The sequence below is a fragment of the Lactobacillus xylocopicola genome (genome assembly GCF_033096005.1).
Lineage (GTDB): Bacteria > Bacillota > Bacilli > Lactobacillales > Lactobacillaceae > Lactobacillus > Lactobacillus xylocopicola.
In genome coordinates, this window is sequence record NZ_AP026803.1 from 673792 (window position 1) to 687077 (window position 13286).

At 43.0% G+C, this 13286-nt stretch carries 15 protein-coding genes; 14 read left to right on the plus strand and 1 reads right to left on the minus strand.

The window, feature by feature from the left end; all coding sequences use genetic code 11:
• The 6 genes from R8389_RS03450 (at window position 1) to mreD (ending at window position 5122) form a co-directional block, all read left to right on the plus strand.
• Window positions 1–1278, plus strand: coding sequence for a bifunctional folylpolyglutamate synthase/dihydrofolate synthase (locus R8389_RS03450; protein WP_317638090.1), 1278 nt, complete (start codon window positions 1–3; stop codon window positions 1276–1278).
• Complete coding sequence (locus tag R8389_RS03455) at window positions 1259–1936, plus strand: HAD family hydrolase (protein WP_317638091.1); 678 nt, start codon at window positions 1259–1261, stop codon at window positions 1934–1936. Before R8389_RS03450 ends, R8389_RS03455 begins: the two co-directional genes overlap by 20 nt.
• A 35-nt stretch (window positions 1937–1971) precedes the next feature.
• Window positions 1972–2595 (plus strand): JAB domain-containing protein, encoded by a 624-nt coding sequence (locus R8389_RS03460; RefSeq protein ID WP_317638092.1) that lies wholly within the window; start codon window positions 1972–1974, stop codon window positions 2593–2595.
• A 97-nt stretch (window positions 2596–2692) separates the two neighbouring features.
• Window positions 2693–3697: a rod shape-determining protein gene (locus R8389_RS03465; RefSeq protein ID WP_317638093.1), complete on the plus strand. Its 1005-nt coding sequence runs from the start codon at window positions 2693–2695 to the stop codon at window positions 3695–3697.
• 46 nt (window positions 3698–3743) lie between these two features.
• Entirely contained in the window at window positions 3744–4595 is an 852-nt protein-coding gene (gene mreC / locus R8389_RS03470; RefSeq protein WP_317638094.1) for a rod shape-determining protein MreC, read from the plus strand.
• A complete protein-coding gene (gene mreD / locus R8389_RS03475; RefSeq protein WP_317638095.1) occupies window positions 4595–5122 on the plus strand; it encodes a rod shape-determining protein MreD in 528 nt (175 codons plus the stop codon). The genes mreC and mreD overlap by 1 nt, the downstream gene beginning before the upstream one ends.
• A 34-nt stretch (window positions 5123–5156) precedes the next feature.
• Here the strand turns inward: mreD and R8389_RS03480 are convergent, their stop codons facing one another.
• On the minus strand, window positions 5157–5297 hold the full coding sequence (locus R8389_RS03480) for a DUF4044 domain-containing protein (protein WP_317638096.1): 141 nt from the start codon (window positions 5295–5297) through the stop codon (window positions 5157–5159).
• A 101-nt stretch (window positions 5298–5398) separates the two neighbouring features.
• Between R8389_RS03480 and R8389_RS03485 the strand changes: the two genes are divergently transcribed.
• The 8 genes from R8389_RS03485 to murG all read left to right on the plus strand — a co-directional run bounded on the left by R8389_RS03485 (window position 5399) and on the right by murG (window position 13276).
• Window positions 5399–5725, plus strand: coding sequence for a DUF3397 domain-containing protein (locus tag R8389_RS03485; RefSeq protein WP_317638097.1), 327 nt, complete (start codon window positions 5399–5401; stop codon window positions 5723–5725).
• 160 nt (window positions 5726–5885) lie between these two features.
• Complete coding sequence (gene mraZ / locus R8389_RS03490; RefSeq protein WP_317638098.1) at window positions 5886–6317, plus strand: division/cell wall cluster transcriptional repressor MraZ; 432 nt, start codon at window positions 5886–5888, stop codon at window positions 6315–6317.
• A 4-nt stretch (window positions 6318–6321) separates the two neighbouring features.
• Window positions 6322–7269, plus strand: a complete 948-nt coding sequence (rsmH, locus tag R8389_RS03495; protein WP_317638240.1) for a 16S rRNA (cytosine(1402)-N(4))-methyltransferase RsmH — start codon at window positions 6322–6324, stop codon at window positions 7267–7269.
• Between the two features lie 13 nt (window positions 7270–7282).
• Window positions 7283–7645, plus strand: a complete 363-nt coding sequence (ftsL, locus tag R8389_RS03500) for a cell division protein FtsL (protein ID WP_317638099.1) — start codon at window positions 7283–7285, stop codon at window positions 7643–7645.
• Complete coding sequence (locus R8389_RS03505; RefSeq protein ID WP_317638100.1) at window positions 7645–9810, plus strand: penicillin-binding transpeptidase domain-containing protein; 2166 nt, start codon at window positions 7645–7647, stop codon at window positions 9808–9810. Before ftsL ends, R8389_RS03505 begins: the two co-directional genes overlap by 1 nt.
• A gap of 6 nt (window positions 9811–9816) precedes the next feature.
• Complete coding sequence (mraY, locus tag R8389_RS03510) at window positions 9817–10779, plus strand: phospho-N-acetylmuramoyl-pentapeptide-transferase (protein ID WP_317638101.1); 963 nt, start codon at window positions 9817–9819, stop codon at window positions 10777–10779.
• Between the two features lie 9 nt (window positions 10780–10788).
• Complete coding sequence (gene murD, locus R8389_RS03515; RefSeq protein ID WP_317638102.1) at window positions 10789–12168, plus strand: UDP-N-acetylmuramoyl-L-alanine--D-glutamate ligase; 1380 nt, start codon at window positions 10789–10791, stop codon at window positions 12166–12168.
• Window position 12169: 1 nt separating this feature from the next.
• A complete protein-coding gene (murG, locus tag R8389_RS03520; RefSeq protein WP_317638103.1) occupies window positions 12170–13276 on the plus strand; it encodes an undecaprenyldiphospho-muramoylpentapeptide beta-N-acetylglucosaminyltransferase in 1107 nt (368 codons plus the stop codon).
• Window positions 13277–13286 lie beyond the last annotated feature (10 nt).

Here is a 13286-nt window from a genome sequence, read left to right on the forward strand (position 1 = left end):
GTGAATTTTACAAGTGCCCAAGCAGTGATCAACCATTTATATGCACTGCCGCGTTTGCACCCAAAAGCCGACTTAAGCTATATCAACCGGGTCCTACAAATTCTGGGTAATCCGCAGAATCAGGTGAAGACGGTGCATGTAACGGGAACGAACGGCAAAGGTTCGACTTCTTACTACCTAAGCAACTTGTTGCAAAAGGCCGGTCAAAAGACGGGCCTTTTTGTTTCCCCCTATGTCTTTAGCTTTAACGAACGAATTCAATTGAATGGAGAAAGAATTAGTGATCACGACTTGGTCAACGTCGCCAATCAGGTAGAAGAAGCAATTCTGCAGGTGCAGCGGCAAGATCCTGACTTTGGCCTCGTTATCTTTGAGTATGAGGTAGTACTAGCCTTTGTTTATTTTGTCCAAAAGAAGTGCGACTATGCTGTGATTGAGGTGGGGATTGGAGGTGAACATGATAAGACTAATGTGATTACACCAGAAGTTAGCATAATCACCACGATCGGACTTGACCATGAAGAAGTTATTGGACCGACTATCAAGGAAATCGCTCAGGAAAAGAGTGGAGTAATCAAGTTTCAGCGTCCAGTTGTACTTGGTTATATTCCGGCAGAAGCGCTGCCCATTATTACCCATAAAGCAGCAGCAGAAGCAGCTCCAGTAAAGAGATTGGGGCTTGACTTTTCATTAACTTGGGGAAGGAAGATACTTTATTCAGATAAATTCCACACGGTAAAATTAACCAGTAGACCCCAAGTCGAAGAAATTGATGCCGCGCTTGCCATTTGCGCCTTTAGCTTGCTGCACTTGCCACTTAGCAGTGGCGAAGTTGCAGCTGCAATTAACCAGACTGTGATACCGGGCCGATATCAAATCGTGCAAGAGCGCCCACTAGTTATCTTGGATGGCGCCCATAACGTGCAAGCAATGCAAAGTCTGCTAGCATTTGTTCGCCAAGAACAAGTGGACCGGCGGGGGCGCTTGCGTATCTTACTGACGATGATGCAGGATAAAGATATGGAGCAGGTTTTTGCTTTGTTTAATCAGACCGAAGAAGTTGAGTTGACGACGCTTGACTATCAACGTGCTGCCAAAAAAGCGGATTTTCCTGGCTGGGTTCAGCAGAAATACCCTTATCAGCCCGACTGGCAAGAAGCATACCGGGAAATGCGACAAGCTAGTCAGACAAATGATATACTGCTGGTAACGGGGTCATTTTACTTAGTTGGTAATATTTTGCAAATGGAGGATAAAAATGCGGGTACAGGGAAGTAAAGCCGATATTAAAGGTATCTTGTTTGATATGGACGGCTTGTTGGTTAATTCAGAAAGACTATACTGGAAAGCCAATATCCAGGCAGCTAAAGAAGCAAATTTAGGTCTTTCAGACGATGTGTACTTAAGCCTAGTTGGTTCAACCAATGCTGATATGACCGCCTTTTACCACCGGTATTTTGCTGATGACGAGCAGCGCGATCGCTTTATTAAGCGCACCGATGAATTAGCCTGGCAATGGACAGATGAAGGTGAGTTGAAGTTGCAAGCGGGCGTTCAAGCAGCACTTGACACTTTTGCGCAGTTGGGTCTGCCCATGGCGATTGTTAGCAGCAATACGGAAGCGGTAGTTGAGCATAATCTGTGGGTAACAGGTATTCGTAATTACTTTCAGTTCCACTTGAATTCAGCCGACGTCAAAAAACACCAGATCAAGCCTAAACCTGCCCCTGATATCTATCTTTTAGCGCTTGCTAAGCTGGGCCTGCCCGCTGCAAACGTCTTGGCCTTTGAGGATTCTTCAACGGGCTTGCAGGCCGCCGTCAATGCCGGAGTTGAGTGTGTGATGATTCCTGACTTGTTACCTGCTAGCAAAAAGGACGAGGCACTGGCCTTGATGGTCTGTCCAAATTTTAAAAAATTTTTGCAAAAAGTTTAGTTTTTGGCGTACCTAATAGTGAAAGGAGTGATTTGATGAAAATCAGCAAAGCCGATCGCTATTTGGTAAAGACTGACGTTGAATTGTTGGGAGCGTTGTTTAATCAGTTGAACGAAAGGAATATTACTAGCTTTGACCAACTAACTCAACAACTAAGACAACTAAAGATTAACAACTTCAATGACTTACTCAAGTACCTATCAGGCGAAACATGTAATGAAGATTTGGCCCTGCTCTGTGAAAATCTGCTAGACCGTTTGCGGGGTGCCCTACCTGACCGCGAATCAGTACTGACATCAAGTAGCGAGGTCGGAACATACCTAATTAATAAGCTTGCGGGTCATAAACAAGAGGAGTTGTGGGCCATTTATATTGATAATAGTAGCCATATTATTGCGGAAAAGCAGCTCTTTCAGGGTACGTTAGATAAGTCAGTAGCTCATCCGCGTGAAGTTTTCCGCTGGGCTGTTCTTTATGCCTGTGCTGGACTTTTGGTGGTTCATAATCACCCCAGTGGTAACCTGTTACCTTCTAAGAGTGATATTGCTTTTACTGAAAGTTTGCAGACTGCTGCTAAATTATTACACATTGACTTTTTGGATCACTTTATTGTGGGTAAAGGACACTATCTGAGCATGCGCGAGCAACAATTGTGTTAAATTCATCTTAAAGTCGTAAGCTAAATCTTTTTTAAATGCTACTTTATGCTATAATAATTCAAGATTTAGAGACTGCAGTATTTAAGGAGAGATTTACGTGTTTGGATTAGGAACAAAGAATATTGGCATCGATTTAGGTACAGCCAATACGCTTGTTTACATGGAAGGCAAAGGTATTGTTCTTAGGGAGCCATCCGTTGTAGCAAAAAATACCCGTACCAATAAGGTGATTGCGGTCGGATCTGAAGCAAGAGAGATGATTGGTAGAACTCCTGCCAGTATCGTTGCCATTAGACCGATGAAAGACGGTGTAATCGCAGATTATGATACCACTGCCTCCATGCTCAAGTATTTTATTGAGAAGACAGTTGGCAATTCCAAGCCGTCAGTCATGATTTGTGTACCATCGGGTGTTACCGAGGTTGAAAAACGGGCTGTGATCGATGCGGCCCGCGTTGCAGGGGCTCGTGAAGCCTTCGTGATTGAGGAGCCATTTGCTGCCGCTATTGGGGCAGACTTACCGGTAATGGATCCAACTGGGTCAATGGTGGTTGATATCGGTGGAGGAACAACTGATGTTGCAACGATTTCGTTGGGCGGAATTGTCTCCTCCTCCTCAATTCGACAAGCTGGTGATAAGTTCAATACTGCAATTGTTAACTATGTCCACTCTAAGTTCAATTTATTGATTGGCGAACGGACGGCGGAAGATATTAAAATTCAAATCGGTTCCGCTTCCGTTGAAAAGGCGAAAGAAATAGAAGCCGTCAGTATTCGAGGGCGCGATTTAGTTACCGGTTTGCCTAAGTCAGTTGATATTGAGGCTGTCGATGTTTCTGAAGCAATTCAAGATGTTGTTCAAGATATTATCGTTGCAATCAAGGAAACCCTTGAACAAACTTCGCCTGAAATTGCTGCTGATGTCATTGACCACGGAATTGTCTTAACTGGTGGTGGGGCTCTCCTTAAGAACCTGCCTGACGTCATTTCAGATGCAACTAAGGTTCCAGTATTTATTGCGCAAGACCCACTTGACTGTGTTGCGATGGGTACAGGTAAGTCTCTGAAAAATATTGAATTAATGCGTAGAAGTCGCAGATAATACAAAAGTCGGCTAGTGGGCCGACTTTTTTAGGAATCAATACCATATGAAAAAGTTTTTACAAAATAAAAAACTATTATCAGTCTGTGTCGTTATCATTGTGATTTTTGCTGTTTCGGGTACAAGTGTTGGTATCCGCAATAAGCGCAATATGCCCTTGGTGATCCAAAGCTTTGGCAATGATGTGGTGGCAGTCGGGGTAAGAGTTGTCGATTTTCCCCTTAGACTAGTCTCTGGAACGATGAATACCGTACACGACTTACTGAACACACAAGATGAAAACAATTATTTGAAAAGTCGCGTAAGTGAACTGGAACAGACGAAGGTGCGTAATTCGAGCCTGGAAAGTGAAAACAAGCAGCTAAAGGCAGCACTGGGCTTAAAAAAAACTTTGAGTGACTTTGAAATGGTACCTGCATCGGTCATTTCGCGTTCCCCTGACAGTTGGACCGCCTTGCTAGTGATCAACAAGGGCACCACCGCTGGACTGCAAAAGAATATGGCCGTTATGTCCGGTGGCGGAATTATTGGCCGCATTATCGAAGTTAGTGCGGCATCATCAAAAGTGGAGTTAATCACCACTACTGATAAGTCTGCCAACCGTTTTGCTGTTGAAGCAGACGCTGCTGGTGGACAAAAGGTCCATGGCATCATTACTGTCATTGGGACAAAAACGTTAGCCTTTACGCAAGCAATCGATGGTCGCAAACTAAAGCAGGGCACAAAAATTTACACGAGTGGAATGGGCGGTAACTCCCCCAAAGGGCTTTTGGTTGGAACTGTTGCACACACAACAAGGGATACGTTTGGACTATCTGATTTAATCAAGATTAAGCCAGCTGGAGAATTGAATGATCCAGCTGTAGTCACTGTCGTAAAGAGGAAGGTGACTGATTAATGCGTTCACTGCAAAAATTCACCTTAGCCTTTGTCTTATACCTAATGCTCGCCCTTGACGCTAGTTTATCGCTTGTTTTACATCAGTTTTTGGCCCTTGCAGGGGGGATAAACTTACTGTTACCAATCAGTGTAATGTTGATTGCACTATTTGACGATATGAATCAAAAAGAAATTTGGCTTGCACTGGGGGCGGGCATCGTCAGTGACTTTTATTTTTTTGGCGTCCTAGGTCTTTATACGGTAGCTTTACCTGGAATTTGTTGGCTTTTACAGCGGTCAGCACGTTTTTTACCTGAAGTTTTTTGGGCGCGAATTGTGGCTGTCTTACTTGCTGTGGTTGCCCTATGTATCTACAGCTGGCTTGTTTTAAATATTACAGGCTTGGCTAGAGTGCCCTTGCTAGAGCTCTTAGTCAGTTTAGGATCCACTTTAGTTTGGTCTTTTGGCTTTGCCACGTTGACATATAAAATGTGGGCCTGGCTTGCGACTAGCTATCCTTTTATGGTTAAAAGAAGTAACTACTAAGAAAAAAGCGTGAGAAATAATTTTCTCACGCTTTTTATTCGAAAACGCCAGAGCTGGCTAGCGCACTGACAATTTGCATAAAAACTGCAGCTAGCGTGATGAATGCCATCAGCCAGGCCATTACAATCGTTAATTTTTGAAAACCCGATTTCTTCTTTTTTCTTTTTCTTGCCATGTTTGTCCTCCTGCTTGAACAATATTTTATGCTATTTAGTGGTTTTTTTCAAACGGATAGTAAGATAGAATAGGTAGCAATGAGTGGAGGAAGTAGTTTTTATGTTGTTAATTTTTCTATTACCCTTAATTGGCCTGGCTATTGCCGTTAGTTTGAACAAGTTTCTTCCCAAGGCAAAATTTCGTGGGTATGATGTTTTACCCTTCTTTATGCTTTATGCCTGTCACTTAATTACGGTTGAGCAGCATAAGCCTGAATTTTTGCCATATGGCTTTTTTATCTTTTTTATTTTGGTAATAATTTTGGCAGTGACAGCAGCAGCCAAAAATAAAAATATTGCGCTAGGTAAGACGATGCGTCAAATATGGGATTATCTTACCGTTAATGCCCTGTTTTGGTATCTTGGTTTGTTGTTCATGATGATTTGAGCTTTTTTTCAGAATAGTAAAGGCGTAGCCGAAAATTCAGTTGAATTTTCGGCTTTTTTGTTTGCGGCCCAGGAAGTTAAATTATTTTTACTTTTATTCCCAAAAAAGTGGTGGAAAGTGGTGAATTGTGGTAAATTATTATTTGGAAGGGGGCTAAACCATGTTCATGGGTGAATATCATCACAATCTTGACAACAAAGGGCGTTTAATTATACCCGCTCGTTTGCGTAGTCAGATTGGTGACAAGATGATTTTTACCCGGGGGATGGAAGGCTGTATTTTCGGATATACCACGGAGACGTGGGAGAAAATTGAAGCCAAGTTGGCCCAACTTCCGTTAACTAAGAGAAATACGCGTAGTTTTACGCGTTTGTTTTACTCTGGTGCAATGGAATGCGAATTCGATAAACAGGGACGTGTGAATCTGACCACGACATTGAAGACCCACGCCTCCCTTGATAAAGAATGTGTCATTGTTGGTGTTTCCGACCGAATTGAAGTTTGGTCCAAGGAACGCTGGGAAGACTTTAGCAATCAAGCTAATGAAAACTACGATGACATCGCAGAAGATTTGGAAGATATTGAACTTTAAAATGATGGATTTCAAACATACCAGCGTACTCTTAGCTGAAACAATTGAAAATTTAAAACCCAAAAACGATGGTCTCTATGTAGACGGGACTTTTGGCGGTGGGGGCCATGCAAGATATTTGCTGAGCAAGCTTGATCGAGGAACACTGGTTGCTTTTGACCAAGATGAATATGCGATAAATTCAGCTAAGTTGAACTTTGCCGATTTATTACAAGCAGACAGTAATCCGCAGTTAAAGCTAGTACATGACAATTTTAGTCATTTGCAGTTGAACCTGGTTAAGCTAGGTTATCCAGATGGCATTGATGGCATATACTACGACTTAGGAGTTTCTTCTCCGCAATTTGATCAGGCAGGACGCGGTTTTTCATACCGGTTCGATGCCAGGTTGGATATGAGGATGGACCAGAGTCAGAGTTTGGATGCATACCAGCTCGTAAACAACTCTAGTCAAAAGGAGCTAGCCGATATTCTGTATAAATTTGGTGGTGAGAAATTCTCGCGTCAAATTGCCCACAAAATCGTCGAAAGTAGACAAAAAACCCCGATTGCAACAACCTTTGAATTGGTAGATGTAATTAAGGAAGCTATTCCTGCGTTTGCCCGTCGGACAGGGGGACATCCTGCCAAGAAAACTTTTCAGGCCCTACGTGTAGTAGTTAACCGTGAGCTTGAAGTTTTACATGATTCGCTTGAAGAAGCTATTGAACTGCTAAAACCAGGTGGTAGAATCAGTGTAATCACTTTTCAATCCGATGAAGACAAAATCGTCAAGGGCATTTTTAAAAAATATTCCGAGGTTGAGGTACCAAGAGGCATGCCAATGGTTCCCGATAGTATGAAGCCAACACTTCGCTTAGTCAACCGCAAACCAATTGTGGCCTCGCCTAAAGAATTAAAAAACAATAACCGCTCACACAGTGCTAAATTACGCGTTGCGGAAAAATTGTGAAGAGGAATAGATAATGGCTGATAGTTTAGCAAGACAAGTAGAATTTAATCCCAATCAGGAAACTGAGCTCAAAAAAAGGCAGCGGCAAGTTCTCAATCCACATCGGGTTACTTGGACCGGCTTTGAGAAGTCCTTGCTAGTGCTGGGAGGCATAGTAACAGTTGGACTAATGACGTTTCTAGTTTCCGCGAGCATTTCTGCAACATCAGCACAGCATGAACTTACCGGCGTGCAGCGTGCAGTTGCAAAGGGACAAAATGAAGTCAGTGATTTACATCAAGAATTAGGTGAGTTATCTTCGAGTGCAAGATTAAATAAGATTGCGCGAAGCAAGGGGCTAACTCTCATTGGAAAAAATATTAGGACTATCCGCTAATGAAAAAACACATTAGTAAGCTAAATTTGCAAAAATCCAAAGCCCGCAGGTACCGCTTTACAGTAGGGAGATTTCTCCAGGTAGCTGTAGCTTTGGTTTTTCTTGTATTTGTAGGCAGATTTTTATATATTGGTATTTCAAAAACCGTCAACGGCCAGAATTTGCGCCAGCGAACTGAGCAGTTGTATATGCGCAACCAGGTTCTAAAGGCCACCCGAGGTAATATTTATGATCGCAATGGCTTAGCGGTTGCGCAAGATACGCATCAGTATACTGTATATGCGATTTTGGATAAGTCTTCGATTAATTACAAAAATAAACCTGAACATGTTGTTAATAAAGCGGAGACAGCACAAAAGTTAGCAGAGGTGCTGCCGCTATCGGCCCAGCAAATTTTGCATTATTTGGAACCGCAGCACGCGGCCTTTCAAGTTCAGTTTGGTGGTGCAGGTAATGGCTTAACTAAGGCGCAAAAAGATAAAATTGTCAAAATGAAACTACCGGGTATCAAATTCTTTGAAACGCAAGCCCGCCTGTATCCTAACGGCAACTTTGCTTCGCATGTGGTTGGTCTAGCCAGTCCAAAGTATGACAAAAAATCCGGCCGACAGAGCTTGGGAGGAACGATGGGACTTGAAGCTTGGTATGATAAAGTGCTTGCTGGCAAAGATGGCTATCAAGTTTCATCAGTTGATGCCGCTAATTATCAAACCCCCAACAGTGTTCAAACATATCAAGCGCCAAAGGATGGCAAGAATGTTTATCTAACGATCGATTCACAGTTGCAGGAATACTTAGAAACCAGGATGAGTTATGTTCAAAAAGCGTATAATCCGGTTTCGATGACGGCAATTGTTGAGGATATGAAAACAGGTAAGGTTTTGGCAGCTTCACAGCGACCAACTTTTAACCCGCAGACCAAGCAGGGAATGAGTAAGTCTTACCGCAATATCTTAGTTCAAGATACATTTGAACCTGGGTCGGTCTTTAAAGTTTTAACTTTAGCAGCTGCAGCTAACAGTGGAAATTACCACCCGAACCAGTACTATAACTCTGGCTCGGTAACTGTTAATGGCTCGGTTATCCACGATTGGCAACCTCGGGGCTGGGGTAATATTCCATTTTCGCAGGCCTTTCCCCGGTCCTCTAACACAGGTTTTGTGCACATTGAACAACAGATGGGAGCAAAAACTTGGCGTAGTTACCTGCGTAAGTTCCATATTGGCCAAAAGACCGGTGTAACTCTGCCAGGTGAACAGGTTGGATTGTTAGCTTTTAATTCTCCCATTGACCAGGCGGTTACTAGTTTTGGTCAGGGTGTTAACGTTAATGTTATGCAAATGATGCAGGCATTTAGCAGTTTGGCCAATAATGGTCAGATGGTGAAGCCGCAGTTTGTTGATAAAATAACAGACCCTAATGGTAAGACCATTAGTGGTTATCAAGTCAAAAACGTTGGTCAGCCGGTTTACTCTAAAGAAACGGCTCAGGTGGTTTTGGCTAATATGCGGCGAGTCTTGAATAAGCGGATTGGGACCGGTTCGGTATATCAAATTGGTAACGAAAGTATCGCAGTCAAGACTGGTACGGCCCAAATTGCCAATCCTAAGGGCGGCGGCTACCTCAAGGGCGATAGTAACTATACGTTTTCAGTAGTTGGGGTCACCCCAGCCAAACATCCGCGTTACTGCATTTACATCACGGTAAAGCAACCGAGACACATGTCTAAACCGGCCGAAGTGATTTTATCGTCGATTTTCAAACCAATGATGACCCGAATCATTCTAATGTCCAAAAACCAATTGAATGAGTCTACTGCTGTTACAATTCCTGACTTAGTGGGACAAAGCTATGCTCAAGCGGAAAAGCTTGCTAACAAGCTAGGCTTAAGACTGGTTAAACTTGGTAACGAAGGTAAAATCACCGCTCAGGCTTATCCTAAGGGCCAAAAAGAGCAGTCGGGTAAGCGTTTGTTTGTGTTAACTGGAGGTGAAATCACCTGTCCTAACATGAAGGGCTGGAAAATCGACGATTTACACCAGTTCGCTGACCTTACCGGGGTAAAGCTGGAAGTTAAGGGGACAGGCACTGTGCATGCGCAAAGTATTGCCGTTAACGCTGCCGTTAAGTCAGGGACAAAAATCACCGTAAAGTTAAAGGAGTAGCATTTTATGCTCATTACTAGCATTATTGCATTAGTTAGTTCATTAGCATTGACAGGCATTTTTTTGCCGTGGATGATTATTTTTATGCGCATTCACCATGAAGGCCAAGAAATTCGTGACGAAGGTCCTAAGTGGCACCAAAAAAAATCTGGCACTCCCACTATGGGGGGCGTGGTCTTTGTTCTGGCAGCTGCTATTTCAACTGTTTGGGTAGTCGCTTGGCAACAGCAAATGACCCAACTAATTTGGATTTTAGTAATTAGTCTGCTAGGTTATGGAATTATTGGCTTTTTAGATGATAGGCTCAAATTGTTTTATAAACGTAATTTGGGCTTGAAGGCATGGCAAAAATTTTCTTTGCAGATTCTAGTTGCCCTGGTTATTGTAGCTATTGCGGCGAGTGCTAACTTCAAGTTCCAACTCTTTATTCCTTTTTTCGGCTTAATCAACAGTGTTATTTTATTCACCTTTTTTGTGGTTGTCTGGTTGGTGGGCTTTTCTAATGCGGTAAACCTGTCGGATGGCTTGGATGGTCTGGCCACTGGGTTAACCATTATTGCGTATGCGACATATGCCTATCTTGCTTTGAAACAGCAAAATTTTGCAATTTTAATCTTTTGCATGAGCGTAATTGGTGGCTTGATTGTATTTTTTATTTTTAACCATAAACCTGCTAAAATCTTCATGGGTGATGCGGGTTCCTTGGCACTTGGTGGTGGCCTGGCCGCAGTCAGTATTTTTTTGCAGCGGCCCTGGTCCTTACTATTGGTCGGGATTGTCTTTGTCGGTGAGACTGCCAGCGTTATTTTGCAGGTGATTTCTTTTCAGACTACGGGTAAGCGGATTTTCAAAATGACCCCAATTCACCACCACTTTGAAATGATGGGCTATTCTGAATGGAAAGTCGATATTCTATTTTGGGTGGTAGGACTGCTTGGAAGTATGTTGTATTTATTGATTTGGAGCTAAGGGTAAATAATGAAGCAGATTGAAACGTATCGAAATAAGAAGATCTTTATTTTGGGTCTGGGCAAAAGCGGTTTTGCAGTAAGTATCTTATTGCTTAAACTTGGTGCAAAGCTGACTTTAAACGACCAGGCCGACCTAGATCACAATCCGCAAGCCCAGCAGTTGCAAAAATTAGGAGTGCGCGTAATCGGCGGTGGCCATCCAACCGAGCTGCTTGAGCAGGAACACTTCGACTATTTTGTTAAAAATCCTGGTATTCCATACGAAAATCCGCTAGTAAAACTGGCTCAAGAATTACATTTGCCCATTATTACGGAACCTGAAGTTGCTCTTAGTGCTAGTAGTGCCCCGTATGTGTGCGTGACTGGTTCAAACGGCAAAACGACCACGGTACTGCTGGCTCAGCGGATACTTGACCATCATCTGGCTCCGACGGGCCATCACGCGTACGCTGTTGGTAATATTGGTGTGCCGATTTCAGAAGTGGTACTGACAGCTTCTAAAGATGATCTTTTGGTAGTTGAGTTATCTAGTTTTCAGCTATTAGGGGTGACTGACATCAACCCGCGAGTGGCTGCCATTATTGACATTTATGATAATGTCCATTTAGATTATCATAAGTCCTTTGCAAATTACGTAGCGGCCAAATTACGGATTACTAAAACTCAATCGTCAGACAATTATTTCCTGGCTAATTTTGACCAGAAAGAGCTTTTGGCCAAAGAAAAGAAGCTGACCCGGGCGCAAGTTTTAACTTTTTCTGAAAAAGACCCAGCAGCTGACTACTATATTGCTAACGGCTATCTGCAAAGTCAGAAGGGGCGGATAATGAAGACGGCTGAAATGAAGCTACCCGGATTACATAACCAGCAAAATGCTTTGGTAGCTTGTGCCATTGCCGAATTAATGGGTGCTAGCAGTGAAGATATCCAAGCCGGCTTGACGACTTTTACCGGTGCCAAACATCGTTTACAATATGTAATGACCTTAAACGGACGGGCGATTTATAATGATTCAAAATCGACCAATATTGAAGCGGCCACTGTGGCCCTTCCGGCATTTCAGGAACCAGAAGTCTTAATTGCAGGTGGTTTGGACCGGGGTTTTACCTTTAATGCCTTGGTGCCCTTATTAAAAGAACACGTCAAGGCGGTTGTACTCTATGGCGAAACACGTTATTTGTTAGCTGATGCGGCTGGTCAAGCCCAAATCAAGCAAATTGTGGTTGTCGATACGCTGCAAGAAGCGGTTCCGCGAGCTTACGACCTGTCGGTTGCGGGCGATGTCATACTGTTTTCACCGGCGTGTGCTTCGTGGGATCAATTCAGGTCATTTGAAGAACGTGGTGACATTTTTATGGATTTGGTTAAGGAATTGAAGACAAAATAAAATGAGAGTTATTTTTACCGGTGGCGGAACTGGTGGCCACATCTACCCGATTATGGCAATTATTGAGCAGCTAAAGCAGCGTGGACTTGTAACAGATGAAGATATTTTGTTTGTAGGTACTGCCCAAGGCCTTGAGGCTAAAATTGTTCCCGCAGCTGGCGTCAACTTTAAGACAATTGAGGTTCAGGGCTTTTCGAGCAAAAAGTTATTAAGCAATTTAACAACAATTAATAAGTTTGTGAAGGCGGTTAAACAGGCTAAGCAGATAATCGGTGACTTTAAACCTGACGTGGTAGTTGGCACCGGTGGGTATGTCAGCGGGGCGACAGTCTATGCTGCTGCGAAGTTGGGCATTCCGACCATGATTCATGAGTCAAACTCGGTGGTTGGGGTTGCTAACAAGTTTTTGGGGCATTACGTCGATAAAATATGTTATACCTTTGATGATGCTGCTAAGCAGTTTACCGAAAAAAAGAAGCTGGTTAAAACAGGCAATCCGCGTTCACAGCAGGTTTTAAACTTGTCTTCGACGAGGTTTGATTTACAAGATAAGTGGCGCTTAAATGAAAAAATACCAACTGTGCTGATTTTTGGGGGTTCTCGAGGTGCACTTGCCATCAATCGCGTAATGCTGCAATCTTTGACCAAGTTAAAACAAAAACCGTACCAGCTTATCTGGGTGACGGGCAATTACTATTACCAGGAGATTAGTGAAAAGTTGGCAGGCGTCGACTATGGCAACAGGATAAAGATTGTACCTTACGTCAAAGATATGCCTGCTTTACTACCCAAAGTAACCTGTGTGGTTGCCCGTTCAGGAGCGACCAGTATTGCTGAGTTTACTGCATTAGGTGTTCCCGCGATTTTAATTCCTAGTCCCAATGTCACACATAACCACCAAATGAAAAATGCCCTTGATCTTGAACGAGCAGGAGCAGCCACGGTAATTGCCGAAAGTGACGTAAATACCAATAACTTTATTTCATCGATTGATCATATTTTACTTGATCACAAGTATGCCGATGAGATGAGTACAGCATCCAAAAAATTAGGCATTCCTGATGCATCAGATCAAGTCATTAATGTCATGAAAGAGATTGCCAAGTAGCAAAGAGGAG